We start from the raw sequence: 16072 nt of genomic DNA on the forward strand, positions 1-16072 counted from the left end.
CCTCCTACACGGCCTCTACATAGCCGATTTGTTCATTAATATCTTCAGATAAACTCTTTAATACATCTACCGACCTTTTATACATTTGCCAACCCAATGCTTCCATTCTTGGCTTTAAAACCAGTTGTTCCAAAAAGACTTTAATAAAAGCGAATACAATGACTACCAAAGCACTAAACAACTCTGTACCATGTCCTAACATTTCAGAATGTGATACATTTGAAATTAAGATAACCAAGATAACCGATAGTAAAATCTCCAATACATTTAAAAGACCATGTGTGTTCATAAAAATGCTTGAAATCATCTTTTGTTTTCTTATTTCAGAATGGTTTTTATATCTAAAACGTTCATACTCTTTATTAAGTGTTTTAGAGAAAATACACTCCTTTTTAATCTTTGTATCTACGACATCCTTTTTATAGTCATCTAACTTATCCTGAGCATCCTTAAAAGCCCAAGATAAATTGTATTGCTCTCTGTTCGTATAAATCTCATCGAACTGGTCAAAAAACTGTCCCACTAACTTACCTCCCAATTAATTAGTTTTGGTTTCCCTAACTATCTTTGTAAAAAAAATAGATTTAGTCTATTTTTAATAATATATTGCTTAAAGTTTCTATGTCCTCATCATCTAACTTAGACATAAGTTTTTCTGCCATGTAAACATTGGTCATGATACCTAAATCCACTATTTGTTGCCCTTTTTCTGTTAACTTCAGATAATAGACACGCCCGTCTGAAGGACAAGATTGTTTATATACAATACCCATCTTAATGAATTTTTTTACCATTTCTGTTACAGTCGGTTTTGATAGATCCAGCTTTTCAGCCAGTTGACTGGTTGTTACACCACACACATTGTTCAAGCTTTTCAAATAATCCATTTGTTTTAAACTTAATTCTGATAAGTTCAAGTCGTTTAAGACATTGGCATAACAGCTGCCCTTAAGTTTAAACAAATTACCTAAGCTTTTAATCAATTTTTCGCGACTATCCATCGTACACCTCTTAGTTAGTTTGGCTTTTCCTAACTATATGATACAACCAGAAGTCCTCCTTGTCAACACTAAAAAATAAAAAAGATACACCCATATGAACAGGTGTATCAGAATCAAGTTATATCAACGTTTTTACGACTTCTAGAGCTGCATCATAATTTGGCTCATTTGTCACTTCTTCAACATATTCAACATGTTTGATTGTATTGTCCTTATCAATAACCACTACGCCTCTTGTTAAAAGTCTAAGGCCATCAATTAAGAAACCGTACTTCATACCGAAGTCATGTGCTTGGTAGTCAGAAACAACTGTTAAGTTATCAATACCTTCTGCTGCACAATATCTCTTTTGAGCAAAGGGTAGGTCTACTGTAATTGTCACAAGATCCACATGGTCTTTTAGTTTTGCAGCTTCTTGGTTAAAGAAGATAGTTTGTAACGAGCACACACCTGTATCAATTGATGGTGCTACAGAGATAACTTTTACTTTGTCAGTATCTAAGTCACTTAGTTTGAATGGTGAAAGGTCTTGCTTTACTGCTGTAAAGTCAACTGCTTTTTCACCGACTTTAGTTTCATTACCTAATACATTGATTGGATTACCTGCAAATTTGATCATTTATGCCTCCTCGTTTTTAGCTAAATAATATAATGGTTTTACAGCCGCGCCTGTACCACCTTTTGATAAAATACCTTTTTCTTTCTTAGAAAATGCTGTGCCTGCAATATCGATATGTGTCCATGGTAGGTCACCTGTGAACTCACCAATGAATAGACCTGCAGTAATGGTACCTGGATTACCAGCAGTATTGGTTAAGTCAGCCTCTTCATGTTTGATCAGTTCTTTATACTCATCAAATATAGGCATTCTCCAGATCTGCTCACCTGACTTATTAAAGCTTTCATTGACAGCCTTAAAGAAATCATCGTTGTTTGAAATTGCCGCTGAAGCTGCATCACCTGTACAATAAATAGCTGCTCCTGTTAATGTGGCAATATCTAATACCTTGTTAACATTTTCTCTTGTTACTATATAATGCATGGCATCTATTAATGTTAAACGACCTTCAGCATCTGTGTTGCCGATAAAGATCGATTTACCACCCATAGAACCAATAATATCTCCTGGTCTGTATGCGTTACCTGAAATCATATTCTCGCATGCTGCTACAACTGCTGTTACGTTGACCTTTAACTCCATATCAGCGATGGCAGTCATGGCACCTATTACTGCTGCCGCGCCACCCATATCTGACTTCATTGTCACCATACCTGTTGTAGGCTTAATTGACAAACCACCTGAATCGTACGTTAAACCTTTACCGACATAACCAAGTACTTCATCACTATCAGGATTGCCCTTGTATCTCATAACAATCAATCTAGGGTCTCTATCAGATGCCTTTGCAACTGATAAGAAAGCTTCCATCTCCATTGCCTCGATTGCTTCTAATTCAAATATTTCTACTTCAAAACCTTTTTCTTCACCAAGCTCAAGTACTTTTTCTGCCAGTGTTTCTGGATACATTAAGTTGGCTGGTTGGTTAACAAGGTCTCTTGCAACTAAGTTAGATTCTGCTAATACATAGGCTTCATTGATAATTTTCATATCTACTGAAGTAATCATGTCAAGCTCAATCTCTTTGTCTTCTTTTTCTTTTGTCTTAAGATCAAATGAATAGTCAGCCATGAGTACTGCCTCTGTTGCAGCCTTAGCTAGTATCTCCTGATGCTCAAGATTTTCTATATGTAAAACAACTTTTTCAGTTTTTTGCTTTTTGACCAAACGATAAGCATCAGCAAAACCATTTAGTAATTTTCTAAAGTTTAAGTCATCTTTCTTACCTAAACCGAGAAGTACGATCTCTTTTAAAGAAGATTCAACAACAGCTGTTAACTTATATGTTGTACCCATCTTACCTTCGAATTTCTTTGAACCTTGTAGTTCATCGAGCGGTAATGACAATACCTTTGTTGCTAATCCATCTTCATAAAGCGGTAAAATCATACCGTCATATTTTTCAACTTGGTCCCTAATATTTAGTTTCATATCTCTACCTCCTGATTACATTGTACACAATTTAAATTATTATGCAATAGTAATTTGTAATAATTACAATTTTGTATAATTTAAATTCGACTCCCTAAGCATTCCCTACATTCATATTTTACACCAAAAAAAAAGAAAAAATCCTGCCTAAGCAGAATTTAACCGATTTTAGTCAATATTTCTTTTAACTCAATGACCCTATTGTCATTGTTGTTGATGGCCGTTTTACTCGATTGTAAACTCATGGATAAATCACTGGTATGATTAGAAGCGTTTTTCATCAAGAATTCTAGTCGATCGCTCACATGATTAAGAAGGTCTGTATTTTCGTTGTGACTCGAAAAATTAGTGTATAACTGTGATGAGTTCGTACACACAGCCTTAAATGCTTTTAGAGATTCCGAGCTTGTCTTATCCAACAACAAGCCATTGTCTAGTATTTTAGACATCTTGCCGTTCATGTCATCCATTTTTTGAATCATTGATCCAACACTAGCATCAATGTGAAGTGTCGCCTCCTGTGTTTGTGATGATAATTTTTTTATTTCATCTGCGATAACCATAAATCCCTTACCTAGAGCCCCTACTCGAGCAGCTTCAATGGAAGCATTCAGCGATAATAGATCGATCTGCTTAGATATCTGATTAACCAACTGAATAGCTTGTCCTGCTTCTTTGGATTCCTCATATAATTTAGAAAACATCTGGTAATTTTCCTCTATAAGGCATGATGTTTCTTTGGAAACCTCATAGTTTTCTAAAGCATTTTCATTCATAGCCAGACAGATTTCATGCATACCAGAAATCAGTGTAAAGTCATCTTTGGTAGTTTGGACCAAATCACCAATATAGGTATTGATGGTCTTGATGTCTGATGAAATAGCTTGATGTGAATCGTGAAGTTTCTCCTCATGTATAGAAACAGTATCCATTGTTGTTGTCAGCGTACTGCCAGTATCAGATAAAACTTTAGTGGTCATGTGGATTTCATCCATAACCTTAGATTGTATGTCATGCTTGCGTCCTAGCTCCTTTAAAAGTTTGTTGTTTTCGTCTTGTGACGATTCTAGGTCCAAAAGCATTTTTTCCATCTTTAATAGGGTTTTGTAGGCCTTGTCTCTGCTAACACCTCCTAATAAGGCAAACAGACCTAAAAATAGCGGTGCTGAAAAAATCATATAGTGAAGCGGATTATTGGATACAACTTCTCTAAAATTAATCATACTAAAACTCATATCATGGATGATAAAATCTAAAACTAATGCGCCTACTGGAAAACACATACCAAATAAAATGCCTATTAACAGGTAGGTAACTGAATAACGATGTCTCATATCATGTCCTTTCAAAATAGTGTATTCCTACTATAGCAGTCTAGAATAAACAATCTATAAACAAAATGTGAATCTATTGTATCAGATAAGCCATACTTAATAAGCCTTAATACACATGTTGAGAAAAAATGGTCACTTTTTATGTCATTTGGACAAAAAAAACTGAGTATTTCTACTCAGGATTTACAAAAGATATTTATTTGAGTCTCTCGGTGCATGCTCTCTTTGATCTATGGTGTACTTTCTTATAACATAGTAATCGTCTATATTTACCCTAAAGGGTTTAATTGATGCAATCAAATCATCACTTACATGAGATAAAGCATGAATCAAACAAAGCATGCTGCTGTCAGTCAAGCTCTTGTATGCATCATAGGTGATATTAAGATCCAATCCTTTAAGATGGTTCATAAGCTTGGTATACTCCTCTGTTCTAACCAAGACCACCTTTTGGTCTTCATGAACTCGGTCATCAGCCACTGTAATGGTATAAGTCTCAAAGACTTGATGCATGCCTTTGTCTTGAGCTATTCTGTGTTTGCTGTCATTTCGCCATTTCACCAAAGCTTCTTCACTTTCCCATCTTGATAAACTTAACAGCTTGTCATCTTGGGTTAAAGATTCAAATCTTTCACCATGTAATAAACCTGTATACTTATTGAGTTCAGGTTTTAGTCCTGCTGCTGTCTCTAGATAATCTTCGAAACAGCCTTCTTTGGTCACTACTTCAAATAATACTGTAATCATATCAGCCTCCTGTAAATACAATACAGGAGCAGTTTTTTTAACGCTAGCAGTTTTCGGCTATCATATTCTTATACCAACCCTTTTGCAAAATCTATGGCATTTTCCAAATCTTCTTCATTAGGATGAGATTTGTTCATGCCACCGAAAAACCTTAAAAAACTATTTGTATTATAACCTTTACATGAAAACTCACCTAAAACCTTACATCCCTTACTTTTTAATATATTTCGCAAGGCAGTATGATCTTTATAGACTTTGTTTTCACCCTGAACAGCGCTTGTAGAAAAGATGAATACCTTTTTAGATTTGCTCAAACTCAGTGATTTAGCACATTCAAGTAAAGGCAAGTAATGATGACCACTGTCAATACCCGCACCAAAACCAATAAGGTCATATTCAGTTAAAACAACTGAACTAATTTGTTCAGGAGTGATAATCTCAGCCTTCAAAATGCTTGCCATCTTTTCAGCTACTTGTCTCGTATTATTATGATGGTAGGAATAAACTATTATCAAACTCTTATTCATCATGCATCCTCCTAAATTAGTTCCCTATACTTATAGATACACATGAAAATGATAAAAGTTTCATTATCTCATTACATTTTCAGCTAAAGGATACAGTTCATGATCTTCTTTATCCATTCTTTTACGAACCTTATTAAAGACATCTTTTATTTCTTTTTCAGCATTGTCTAGCTGACTTAAGATCTTAGAAGACGTATTGTACTTGTCTTTAAAAGCCATAAAGACAGGACTCAGTTCTCCCATTTCATTTTCGTATTGTGTCGCTAGTCGCTTCAATTTGGTGTCTGCATTTTCTTTCATCTTTGGATATAAGAAACGATCTTCATTGCTTAAATGAATTTTTAGAACGCCTGCTAGTTTGCTGATGTTTTTTGAAATCATACCTGCGTTAGCTTCCACATCTTTTAATAATACTTCTGTTTCCTTCATAATTTCATATATGTTGGCATGAGCCTCTTTCATCTGTTCAAACTTTTTCATCATACACCTCTCGCTTTCTTAATTACTTCCTAAAGAAAGTGTACCAAAGTTGTAAAAATAAATCTGTAACTTAAATTACAAGTCTAAAATTATCGGTAAGGAAATGCAGCCACTGTCATCTTTAAAAACACTGCCTTTATGATGAGCTAAGTAATAGGAGTTTACAGCGCATAAAAGACCATCAATCATATCCTCTGTGTGTTTGTAATCTTTTTTTGTTTGAATGCCATCAAGTTTCAGCTCAAAGTCAAAAGACTGGCCAAGTGCTTGTAAGAGCTTATTGGCATTTGACTTGATTTCTTCCAAAGACTTTTTAGAAGACAACTTATATTTATTTTCAAACAAGTCTGGGAACAAAGACAGGTAGATCCCTGTAGGATATGTTTCTACTATATCTTTTCCAAGCTTTAGTGAAGAGACTTTTTCAAGTATCTTTTCACCCCTAATTGTTTGAAAGACCCTTAACATATAAGACCTTGAAGTCGCATAGAGTTTTAAGTATCTTCCATGAATAGGCGTTTTCATTAACAGACTGTCTACAGACCTGCCACCTTTTTCGTTCTTAACCACAAGAGGAGCATCTATAGAGACTACTGAGGGTTGATAATCTAATATCAGCCCTACTATCTCATCATCTGTAAATACTTTTGATTCCAAGTAAATGCATTTATTATCCTCTAATATACAAATGCCTGTTTCATTTTTTTCTGTCCATGCCAGGTCTATGCCAATGTAATACATCCTACCTCCACTCTTGATAGAGCAAATCTATTTTCTTGGATAAAAGGGTCTTGTCTTCTTCTAACTTCATAAGCTCAAGATAGTCCTTTTCCTTAACCATCTTATCTTCAAGCTGACTGTATGCTTCTTCAAGCTCTGTCAGCTCCTTTTCATAATCTTTTTCTTTAAGGGAAGTCTTTTTAACCACCTTTTTTACCACAGGTTTTATCTCAGCTTTTCTTACAAGTGACTTTCTATAGGCCTTATAATCATCAAAGGATAAAAGCCTGCCATCTTTAAGTGCCAGGCACTTTTTTGCGAGTCTGTTGATAAAGTATCTGTCATGAGAGACAAACAATAGGGTACCTTCAAAGTTTTCTAAGGCTTTTTCTAAAGTCTCAATGGTCTCTATGTCTAAATGATTGGTCGGCTCATCTAATATTAGCATGTTGACCTTGTTATATAAAAGCATGGCAAGCTTAAGACGAATCCTCTCTCCACCTGATAGACCTTTAACTTCTGTAAAAACATCTTTACCGTAGAACATATACTTAGACAGATATTCCCTTGCCGGTCCCTCATGAATAACAAAAGTCTCCCTGAACAAGTCCAAAACTGACAAGTCTTCATTGTGAAAACTAATATGCTGAGGCAAGTAGCCGGCTTTAACATTTGCGCCTAGTCTTATTGTACCACTATCTGGTGATGTAAGACCCATTAAAAGCTTAATCAGTGTCGATTTACCACTGCCATTTCCACCGACTAGGGCCACATGGTCACCATAGCCAATCAGATGAGAAATATTATCTAAAATCTTTTTATCATATGATTTAGATAAGTTTTCAATGATAATGGCTTCTTTACCTGAACGGTCTTCAAAAGATAGATCCAATCGCATGTTTCTTTTTTCAAAAACAGGTTTCTTGATAATTTTCATCTTATCAAGCTTTATTTGAATACTGGCAGCTCTTTGAAAAAATTTATTATTGTCCGATTTCATAGCCCACTGTCTCAGTTCCTGAATCTGTTTTTTCATAGATTTTATAAGCTTTTGCTGTTCATGATAATCTGCATCTTGAATACGAAGAAGCTCATCCTTTTGATACTTGTAAGCTGAATAATTGCCTTTATACATCTTGGTGGTTAAGAACTCTATCTCCAATGTTTTATTGGTCACCTGGTCTAAAAAATAGCGGTCATGGGACACAATCATCACAATCCCTTTATAAGATTTAATATAGTCTTCTAACCATTCTATAACCTCTACATCCAAATGATTGGTTGGCTCATCTAATAAGAGAATTTCAGGCTTTAGGGCTAAAGTTTTAGCCAGCTCTACACTTGTTTTTTCACCACCGCTTAGACTTGAAAATTTCTGTTCTAAAAAACTCTCTGTAAACTTCATACCAGTTACGACTTTAGAGATCTTTGCCTCAATATTGTAACCGTCTAGTGATTCATATTCACTCGAGATCTTAGAGTATCTACTTAAAACAGCATCTAAATCCTCAGTCCCCGACATCTTAACTTCTAGGTCTCTCATCTCTTTTTCAATCTTATAAACATCCGAAAATGCCATTTCTATGACTTCTTTAACAGTGTGATCACCTTCATATTCTGGCATTTGGTCTAGATAAGCCACCCTAATGTGTCTAGGTAAAGATATCCAGCCATAGTCATAGCCAGGGCTCCATGAACCTGGAAAGAGTTTTAACTTTTCAATACCGGCGATTAACTTTAAAATAGTGGATTTACCTGATCCGTTTTCGCCAATCAGTCCGACTACATCACCTTCATAAACATGAAAATTAACATCTTTTAAAATGAGGTTTGTCCCCATATGTTTCATAATTTGATTTAACGATAATTCTAACATTTGTGCCTTCTTTCTATCATCTGTGTAGACAGAAGAAGCTAAATAATATAAAAAGCTGTGAATTTCTCCACAGCAAAAAAACATGTTTATCACACTTCTCGCTGTCTACTTAAAACTGTACGACAAAAAGACCCTTAGAGCCCTCGTACTTTTTAAGTTGTAATCTATGATTACTTGCGATCTGGTGTCATAAATTTATATTCTCCTTATATATTTTCTCATTTTAAGTATAACAAGATCATACAAAAAAAATAGGTAGACTTTATTTTAAAAGACTACCTACCTTCTGTGCTTCATTAAAACAAAAGACATGGCAACAAGAATAATAGAAAACAAACCTGCTAAAATAATCGAATCTCTTTGTAAGCTATCAGCTACCTCCATATCAGCTTCTAAAGTTTTTTGTCCCTGCATCTCTCTATCAGGAACCTGCATTTCTCCACCAGGACCTTGCAACTCTTGACCAGGGCCCTCAACATTTCTTGTTTGTTGATCTCCCATCATAGGATCTTGTCCACCTATCAGTTGAGCTCTTTGATCTTGTGTCAGCTGATCCATCAGTGATTTCATGGTTTCTCTTGGTACTTGTTCGCCTGCTTCAATGAGTTTTAAGATATCAGAATCAATCTTGTCTCTTCCAATAATCTCAACTAGAAGGGTCATATCAGGTGCTTGATTCATAGGACCATCTTTTTGGCCACCTTGTACTTGACCATCACCTGGTTTTCTCATGCCGCCCGATCCGCCGTTGCCTTGTCCATTGTTACTAGATTCTATCTGTCCGCTCAACTGCATGGCCACATTTTCATTTCTTGCTTTCATAAAATCAATGATGCTGTCACTTCCAAAAATAGCTTGATCAAACTCTTCATATGAGTAAAAAGAAGTTGGGTCAAGTGACACATAAGATTTGATCATAGTGTAGACCTCTAGTACTCTTTGTTCAAAAATGTCATCATTTAAATAATCATTCATGAGCATACTTAGATAATCATGGTATTTTGAAAGATTCTCATCATCAGATAAAACCGTTTCAACCAAAGGATACTGACTCATATCCCCGATAACGGGTTCATCAATGTAGACCTTAATGGCCTCTTCATCTGTTAAGCCTGACATTGGAAAACCGTTAAAGGTCATATTTAAATCCCATGAAATCCATTCAAAGGCACCATCGTTATAATAAAGATAATAATTATGAAACATGCCGCCTTGATAAGCATCAAAGTGAATCATCATTGAGCTTACAGCTAAATACTTTAAGAAGCTGTCTGTATTCATAATCTCTGATACATCGCCTGCTTCGATGGCCTCAACTAGAGTTTCAAAATGACTCAAATCATCCGAGCCAAACTCATCTACAATACCAGAGTAATCATCTGATACACTCAAGTCGGCACCACCACCCATTTCTGGCTTGTAAAGCTCTCCATTGGCATTGCCATAGTGATTGATAACAAAGGCTTCGTCTACTTCTTCTACAGCAAGATACAAGCCCTGGAGTTCACCATTGATGGTCAAGTTAACATAAGTTGTTCTTGCAACATCAGCACCTATGGAATCAAGGGCTTCATAAGACAAGTACTCAGCCATCATGGAAGGATCAGAAAACAGATTATTCAAGTTGAGTTTCTCTAGACCAAGAAAGGATTGTTCATCAATGTACTCATCAAAATCAAGTTTGAAACTATAACGGTCGCTGACACTATTTGCAACCGACTTTAAACTGGAATTGCCTTTAGCCCTTATACCAACACTTTCTATACTGACACCGTTATAAGTGATGTCTGCCATATAAACAGTTTCATTCATGGCATTAAGGTTTAAATCATCCAAATCCTCTGGAGCCATTCTTATGTTTACTTCCACAACTTGATCATGAGGAAATATAAGGGTATCTGCATTGTAGTCACTTTGAGTATTTGCACCAACTAGGGATTGAATAGCAAGTAAAACAACCAAAGTCAAAACAATAAGTGCTGTGCTCTTCATCCACCTCATAGGAACCTCCTAAACTGAGTACTCATGACTGCTGATAAGTGATGCTTGTAAAATACCATTGATCTCAAGTAACTTGTTGATTAGACCCATTTGATCTTCCTTGACCCTTAACTCAATCATCAACTCAACAATATCAGAACGGACTGTTTTTGTCTTAACCTGGTATTTACCCACACTTGACTTTATTTTGTCTAATGCCAATTTTTCTACATCGTGATTTTCTGCTGATAAAACAAGCAAATAAGGTTTTGCTGTCACAACATTCATATTCAACAAGATGATCATGGCACCGATTACTATGGAACCTATAATGGCCAGTAGATAGAATCCTGCACCTATTACAATACCTACAGCTATTGACCAAAACATAAAGACAATGTCCATAGGATCTTTTATGGCAGCTCTGAATCTTACAATTGATAGGGCACCAACCATACCAAGAGATAAAACGACATTTGCTGTTACTGCTAAAATAACCAAAGATGTTACCATGGTCATCATAACCAGTGACACAGAAAAACTTTTGGTATAGACCACACTTTGATAGCTGTTTTTATAAACCTGATAAATAAATAAGCCTACCACAAAGGATAAAATTAAAGTTATACTTATATCAACCACCGATAAAGATGAAACACCTTCTAAAAAACCTGCATTAAAAATATCTTGAAATGACATAATAGCCTCCTATACAATTGCTAATCTCGAAAAAACATATTTGGATGATGAAGTCTGCATATGCCTATTCGATTCTAATAACCTACAAATAAAATCTGGTAACACACCATTAAACTTAACTTCCATAATGACATGATTATCCTTTAATAAAGGGCTGTACTTGTCCTCTGAATCAAAGAGGTCTGGTCCATGTTTGACCCCTCTTACATTCATATCAAAGGTAATACGCAAATTACCGAGGGGATGAACGTAAGCAAGTCTTTCATACCTCACCAAGGATACTGGCTTAATGACACCATATTTAATAAGAAACTCAAATTCTCGATTCAGTTCATAATTTTCTTCAACCCAAACACTCTTCTTATGCGTCATTTGCTCGGTTTTCGATTTTTTCTCAAGCTTTATTCTAGAGTAATCAGAGTTGTAATAACGCAGTCTATACTTATACCTTGACGCATAACCTTCTACTTTTTCCTTTAAAGCAGTATCATAGTGATCATCATAATACAAACTGGTTATTGTATAAGCCTTGTCCTGGCTGTATGGATCTCTTTTAAGAACACCATCTAAACGATGTTTGTATATTATAAAATCGTGATAATCAATCACATACTTAATTTCATGTCTGTACATCTATGCCTCCCTTCTTTGTAAGTCAAGTCTAACAAGTCTCTATCACATCACGTTGACACATTAAGAAAAGTTTGTGACATACTTGTGACACATTTAGGGTACAATAAAGTCAGGAGAGTGATTTATGAAAAGAAAAATACTTGTTGCAGACGATGAACCTCGTATGCTTATGTTAATAAAAGATTTTTTATCTACTGAATATGAAGTCATCCTTGCCTCAGATGGTAAAGAAGCCTTTGATCTATTAAATAAAGAAGCCATCGATATGGCTATACTGGATATAATGATGCCTGGTTATACAGGCCTTGATTTAATTCCTATCATTAAAGAAAAAAGTCAAATACCCATCATCCTTTTAACAGCTAAGACAACAGAACTCGATGAGTTGACTGGCTTTATATCTGGGGCGGATGAGTACATCAAAAAGCCCTTTAGTCCCTCTATACTTAGAGCAAGGGTAACAGCTTTAATGAAAAGAACCTATCATGATGACAAGCCAGAGATATATGGTCATATTCAAATCAAAAGAGATCAGGCTCTTATCTATCTCGATGAAGATAAACTGGACTTATCCTCTACAGAATATAAGTTACTGCTTCATTTCATAGACAACAAGGGCCTTGTCTTTTCAAGAAATGCCCTCTTAGATGCCGTCTGGGGACAAGACTACATTGGTACAGATAGGACGGTGGATACGACCATTAACAGACTGAGAATCAAACTCAAAAAGGCCTCTTATTATATTGAAACCATAAGAGGACTGGGCTATAGATTTGAGGTGCATCATGACTAGTATCAGAAGAAAACTTTTTATGCAGATTGGATCTTTAACCATCTTGTTAATCGGACTTCTTATAATTTCAAACACCATATTCTTAGAGCCCTTTTATAAGTCTAGCAAGCAAGATACTTTAATAGAAATATACAATCAAATCAACGATATGGATGAAAGCGAGTACAATGAATCCCTTTATGGTCTCAATGTTATTGAAGCCAAGACACGCTTTGAAATCATCATTGGTAACTCTGATAAAGAAATCATTTACTCTACTAATCCAAGAATAGACCAGTATCATAAGTTCAAAACCAGTCCGCCTGATCCGAGAGGACCAAAACTGCTTATTGAGTCTGAAGAAGTCATCAACGACAAACAAACAATTTATGTCACTTCAGATATAAACAATGGCATGCGAGCTTTTGTTTTAGAAGGTATGCTTGATAATGGTTATTCAATTACCCTCTATTTCCCATTAGCTGCTATAGAAGCCAATATTGATATCATCAACTCTTTTCTCTTAATCATAGGCACACTTATATTTCTCTTAGCGCTTGGTCTAGCCTATATGATATCTAAGTCATTTACCCAGCCCATTGTTGAGATGAATGAGGTCACCAAACAAATGAAAAACTTTGAGTTTGATAAAACATGTCAAATAAATAGTAACGATGAAATTGGTCAACTCTCCTTATCCATCAATGAGTTGTCTTTTGAACTCTCAAATGCACTTGAAAGCTTGAACCAGAAGAACATCGACTTAGAAAAGGAAGCCAAAGAAAAACAGATACTAGCAGATAAAAGAACCGAACTTTTAAAGAATGTTTCTCATGAACTTAAAACACCTCTAGCACTTATTCAAGGCTACGCTGAAGGCTTAAACATCATGATTCATGAAAAACCAGAGAACATAGAAAACTATACCTCTATTATTTTAGATGAATCTCATAAGATGAATGAGCTTATTGAAAGAATCTTAGATATTGAACAAATTGAAAATGGTCATTTAATTGTCAATCATCACAAGTTCGATATAAAGGAACTGATAGAAGCACAAAGGCAGTCACTTAAAACCCTTATTGATGAAAAGCATGTCCTTTATACATCAAGCCTAGCGTCTTATGAGCTAGAAGGCGATCAGGTATTAATTGAACGTGTTGTCAGCAACCTACTAACCAATGCCATTTATCATTCAAAGGCTCCTAAAGAGGTTCATGCAAAGACAGAAGACATAGGCACTTTTATCAAGATATTCATTTCAAATACATCTGAAGTATTCAGCCAAGAGGAACTTGAATCTTTATGGGATAGCTTCTACAAAAGAGATAAAGCAAGAACCAGACACCAAGGCGGTCATGGTTTAGGTCTTTCAATTGTTAAAGCAATTTTAGATGCACATAAATCCAAGTATGGTATTGATCAAGATAATGGAACCATTGTATTTTGGTTTACACTAAAAAAAGCAAACTAAGTTTGCTTTTTTAATACCTATATTCACTTAAGGCTTTATTCACCTCTTCTACAAAACTTGCACCAGCCCCCCAATCAAACTTAAAGATGGCACCTTGTCCACCACCAGATCCTACAGCATGTACACAGGTTACATCAGACAAATTCTCAATGGTGACCGTCAGTGACGCTCTACTGGAGTTTCTCATATAGTACTTTTCAAATACAAGTACAATGACCATATGCTCACTTGAGTTTTGTTCATAGCGATCAATCAACTCCGTACTCACACTTTTGCTGACAATGTATGATTCAAGCTCATTGGCTGCTTGGTCTGGAGAAAGCTTGACTCTAAAATTTAATCTATCCATCATGACCTCCCTATCCTCACTATATCAGATACTGATTCTAAGTATTATGGACAAAGTAAGAAGTTAAGAAAATCCTTATTTCTTTAAGCAAACCATAAGATTTACATAGTCTCAGCCTTGTCATAGATGGCTTTAACCTCTTCTTTAGATACAAGCTTTTGAATCACATAGGCTATGATCATGATACCTATGATATCAACAACCAATCTTGTTATGGCAAATCTAGGTCCTAACGAAGTAATTTCAAACATAAACATGGGAATCTTAGTTGTTGACCATGCCCCTATAAATATAAGTACATTTGAAAACTTTGCCCCCTTTTTCATCAACACAGCTGCTATAGGAAAGGCGCCATAAAGTGGACCTGCTGCAGCTGATCCCATTATAAAGGAAATTACCACACCTAATATACCTGAATGTTCTCCAAGAAATTTGATCATGGTTTCTTTAGGAATCCATACATCCAGTAGACCCAGTAAGATAAATACGGGTGGCAGTATCGATACCATCTCAAGAATTGAATTGCTTGTGATCTCAGCTGCCTTTTTTCCCAACTCATGATTGATCAAGTATAAAATAACCATTGAAATAGTCATAATAATAGGAAATCTATATTTCTTTAAAACCATACGCCACCTGCTACTTTCCCAATAAAAAATGCTACTACAAAAGATAATAGAAAGGCTAAGCCATTTCTAATAAGTGTTACCTTCTTGCCAAAATACTCAATTTCCACTGGCATGGTCATAATCCCAACCATCATCAGTGTTGAAACGAAAACACCAATCTGCATGTAGCCTGCCCCATTATCCAATAGAACCTTGGCAGTAGGAAAGGCAACAAAGCCAGGTATTAAAGTAATTGCTCCAATGACACTTGCAAGTATTGTTCCTACAAAACCTGATTCAGCACCAATTAAGGTAGAAATCACTTCTTCATCAAATACAGCCAACATGATACCAACCAGGCCGATAACACCTAAAAACTTGGGTAAAATATTCATAAATGATTTCCATGCCTTTTTAAGTGCCATTTTAGTTTTTTTCTTATCTTTGAAAAAAGATAGGAGTAAAAGCCCTAAGGCTATCAAGTACATCATTTTTCTCCTCCATGACAACATTTCTTATTCATTATTTCATCAGATGGTTCAATGGTTAGTAAAAGCGATATTTCTTCAATAACATCTTCTAAGGCTTCTTTATTTACATGGTAGTGCATGTAGTAACCTGACTTTTGCCCTGTTACCAAGCCACAGGCCTTTAAAATCTTCAAGTGTTGAGAAACAGCAGGCTCTGATATGCCAATCTTTGTCGATAGTGCTCTTACACAATGCTTCTTCTCCAAAAGAAGACGTATGATCCAATACCTGTTTTCATCTCCCAGTGCCTTTAACTTATCTATCATATTTCCTCCGATTAATTGATTAACTA

At 35.5% G+C, this 16072-nt stretch carries 19 protein-coding genes; 2 read left to right on the top strand and 17 right to left on the bottom strand.

Annotated elements, in window-relative coordinates; all coding sequences use genetic code 11:
• Positions 1-4: 4 nt before the first annotated feature.
• From EZV73_RS11205 to EZV73_RS11265, 13 genes are all read right to left on the bottom strand, one after another.
• A complete protein-coding gene (locus tag EZV73_RS11205; protein WP_240840403.1) occupies positions 5-523 on the bottom strand; it encodes a hypothetical protein in 519 nt (172 codons plus the stop codon).
• A gap of 61 nt (positions 524-584) precedes the next feature.
• The gene (locus EZV73_RS11210; protein WP_240840404.1) at positions 585-1001 is read right to left on the bottom strand and encodes a MarR family winged helix-turn-helix transcriptional regulator; all 417 of its coding nucleotides are present in this window, start codon (positions 999-1001) and stop codon (positions 585-587) included.
• A 118-nt stretch (positions 1002-1119) separates the two neighbouring features.
• Entirely contained in the window at positions 1120-1620 is a 501-nt protein-coding gene (gene tpx / locus EZV73_RS11215; protein WP_240840405.1) for a thiol peroxidase, read from the bottom strand.
• Entirely contained in the window at positions 1621-3051 is a 1431-nt protein-coding gene (locus EZV73_RS11220; protein ID WP_240840406.1) for a leucyl aminopeptidase, read from the bottom strand.
• A 158-nt stretch (positions 3052-3209) separates the two neighbouring features.
• Entirely contained in the window at positions 3210-4385 is a 1176-nt protein-coding gene (locus tag EZV73_RS11225; protein ID WP_240840407.1) for a methyl-accepting chemotaxis protein, read from the bottom strand.
• A gap of 183 nt (positions 4386-4568) precedes the next feature.
• Positions 4569-5132 (bottom strand): antibiotic biosynthesis monooxygenase, encoded by a 564-nt coding sequence (locus EZV73_RS11230; protein WP_240840408.1) that lies wholly within the window; start codon positions 5130-5132, stop codon positions 4569-4571.
• 68 nt (positions 5133-5200) lie between these two features.
• Positions 5201-5662 carry a flavodoxin family protein gene (locus tag EZV73_RS11235; protein WP_240840409.1) on the bottom strand — a complete coding sequence of 154 codons (462 nt, stop codon included), beginning with the start codon at positions 5660-5662 and terminating at the stop codon, positions 5201-5203.
• Between the two features lie 60 nt (positions 5663-5722).
• Positions 5723-6139, bottom strand: coding sequence for a hemerythrin domain-containing protein (locus EZV73_RS11240; protein ID WP_240840410.1), 417 nt, complete (start codon positions 6137-6139; stop codon positions 5723-5725).
• Between the two features lie 75 nt (positions 6140-6214).
• Entirely contained in the window at positions 6215-6880 is a 666-nt protein-coding gene (locus EZV73_RS11245; protein ID WP_240840411.1) for a DUF429 domain-containing protein, read from the bottom strand.
• A gap of 1 nt (position 6881) precedes the next feature.
• Complete coding sequence (gene abc-f / locus EZV73_RS11250; protein ID WP_240840412.1) at positions 6882-8735, bottom strand: ribosomal protection-like ABC-F family protein; 1854 nt, start codon at positions 8733-8735, stop codon at positions 6882-6884.
• A gap of 279 nt (positions 8736-9014) precedes the next feature.
• Positions 9015-10736: a CotH kinase family protein gene (locus tag EZV73_RS11255; protein WP_240840413.1), complete on the bottom strand. Its 1722-nt coding sequence runs from the start codon at positions 10734-10736 to the stop codon at positions 9015-9017.
• A 9-nt stretch (positions 10737-10745) separates the two neighbouring features.
• Positions 10746-11414, bottom strand: coding sequence for a DUF4956 domain-containing protein (locus tag EZV73_RS11260; protein ID WP_240840414.1), 669 nt, complete (start codon positions 11412-11414; stop codon positions 10746-10748).
• Between the two features lie 9 nt (positions 11415-11423).
• Positions 11424-12047 (bottom strand): polyphosphate polymerase domain-containing protein, encoded by a 624-nt coding sequence (locus EZV73_RS11265; protein WP_240840415.1) that lies wholly within the window; start codon positions 12045-12047, stop codon positions 11424-11426.
• 124 nt (positions 12048-12171) lie between these two features.
• Between EZV73_RS11265 and EZV73_RS11270 the strand changes: the two genes are divergently transcribed.
• Positions 12172-12840 (top strand): response regulator, encoded by a 669-nt coding sequence (locus tag EZV73_RS11270; protein WP_240840416.1) that lies wholly within the window; start codon positions 12172-12174, stop codon positions 12838-12840.
• The gene (locus EZV73_RS11275) at positions 12833-14293 is read left to right on the top strand and encodes a cell wall metabolism sensor histidine kinase WalK (protein ID WP_240840417.1); all 1461 of its coding nucleotides are present in this window, start codon (positions 12833-12835) and stop codon (positions 14291-14293) included. Before EZV73_RS11270 ends, EZV73_RS11275 begins: the two co-directional genes overlap by 8 nt.
• Positions 14294-14303: 10 nt before the next feature.
• Here EZV73_RS11275 and EZV73_RS11280 read toward each other — a convergent pair whose 3' ends face one another.
• The 4 genes from EZV73_RS11280 to EZV73_RS11295 all read right to left on the bottom strand — a co-directional run bounded on the left by EZV73_RS11280 (position 14304) and on the right by EZV73_RS11295 (position 16046).
• Positions 14304-14642, bottom strand: coding sequence for a DUF6054 family protein (locus EZV73_RS11280; protein ID WP_240840418.1), 339 nt, complete (start codon positions 14640-14642; stop codon positions 14304-14306).
• A 101-nt stretch (positions 14643-14743) separates the two neighbouring features.
• Positions 14744-15271: a permease gene (locus EZV73_RS11285; RefSeq protein WP_240840419.1), complete on the bottom strand. Its 528-nt coding sequence runs from the start codon at positions 15269-15271 to the stop codon at positions 14744-14746.
• Positions 15262-15741 (bottom strand): permease, encoded by a 480-nt coding sequence (locus EZV73_RS11290; RefSeq protein ID WP_240840420.1) that lies wholly within the window; start codon positions 15739-15741, stop codon positions 15262-15264. The genes EZV73_RS11285 and EZV73_RS11290 overlap by 10 nt, the downstream gene beginning before the upstream one ends.
• On the bottom strand, positions 15738-16046 hold the full coding sequence (locus EZV73_RS11295) for a helix-turn-helix transcriptional regulator (RefSeq protein WP_240840421.1): 309 nt from the start codon (positions 16044-16046) through the stop codon (positions 15738-15740). The genes EZV73_RS11290 and EZV73_RS11295 overlap by 4 nt, the downstream gene beginning before the upstream one ends.
• Positions 16047-16072: the final 26 nt, after the last annotated feature.

Origin of the sequence: Acidaminobacter sp. JC074 (assembly GCF_022496765.1) — a bacterium.
GTDB lineage: Bacteria > Bacillota > Clostridia > Peptostreptococcales > Acidaminobacteraceae > JABXKX01.

Coding starts and splice junctions, on each gene's coding strand:
- EZV73_RS11275 (WP_240840417.1), top strand. CDS start 12,833: ATGACTAGTATCAGAAGAAAACTTTTTATGCAGATTGGATCTTTAACC.
- EZV73_RS11245 (WP_240840411.1), bottom strand. CDS start 6,880: ATGTATTACATTGGCATAGACCTGGCATGGACAGAAAAAAATGAAACA.
- tpx (WP_240840405.1), bottom strand. CDS start 1,620: ATGATCAAATTTGCAGGTAATCCAATCAATGTATTAGGTAATGAAACT.
- EZV73_RS11255 (WP_240840413.1), bottom strand. CDS start 10,736: ATGAGGTGGATGAAGAGCACAGCACTTATTGTTTTGACTTTGGTTGTT.
- EZV73_RS11225 (WP_240840407.1), bottom strand. CDS start 4,385: ATGAGACATCGTTATTCAGTTACCTACCTGTTAATAGGCATTTTATTT.
- abc-f (WP_240840412.1), bottom strand. CDS start 8,735: ATGTTAGAATTATCGTTAAATCAAATTATGAAACATATGGGGACAAAC.
- EZV73_RS11210 (WP_240840404.1), bottom strand. CDS start 1,001: ATGGATAGTCGCGAAAAATTGATTAAAAGCTTAGGTAATTTGTTTAAA.
- EZV73_RS11265 (WP_240840415.1), bottom strand. CDS start 12,047: ATGTACAGACATGAAATTAAGTATGTGATTGATTATCACGATTTTATA.
- EZV73_RS11270 (WP_240840416.1), top strand. CDS start 12,172: ATGAAAAGAAAAATACTTGTTGCAGACGATGAACCTCGTATGCTTATG.
- EZV73_RS11220 (WP_240840406.1), bottom strand. CDS start 3,051: ATGAAACTAAATATTAGGGACCAAGTTGAAAAATATGACGGTATGATT.
- EZV73_RS11280 (WP_240840418.1), bottom strand. CDS start 14,642: ATGGATAGATTAAATTTTAGAGTCAAGCTTTCTCCAGACCAAGCAGCC.
- EZV73_RS11295 (WP_240840421.1), bottom strand. CDS start 16,046: ATGATAGATAAGTTAAAGGCACTGGGAGATGAAAACAGGTATTGGATC.
- EZV73_RS11290 (WP_240840420.1), bottom strand. CDS start 15,741: ATGATGTACTTGATAGCCTTAGGGCTTTTACTCCTATCTTTTTTCAAA.
- EZV73_RS11235 (WP_240840409.1), bottom strand. CDS start 5,662: ATGATGAATAAGAGTTTGATAATAGTTTATTCCTACCATCATAATAAT.
- EZV73_RS11260 (WP_240840414.1), bottom strand. CDS start 11,414: ATGTCATTTCAAGATATTTTTAATGCAGGTTTTTTAGAAGGTGTTTCA.
- EZV73_RS11240 (WP_240840410.1), bottom strand. CDS start 6,139: ATGAAAAAGTTTGAACAGATGAAAGAGGCTCATGCCAACATATATGAA.
- EZV73_RS11285 (WP_240840419.1), bottom strand. CDS start 15,271: ATGGTTTTAAAGAAATATAGATTTCCTATTATTATGACTATTTCAATG.
- EZV73_RS11230 (WP_240840408.1), bottom strand. CDS start 5,132: ATGATTACAGTATTATTTGAAGTAGTGACCAAAGAAGGCTGTTTCGAA.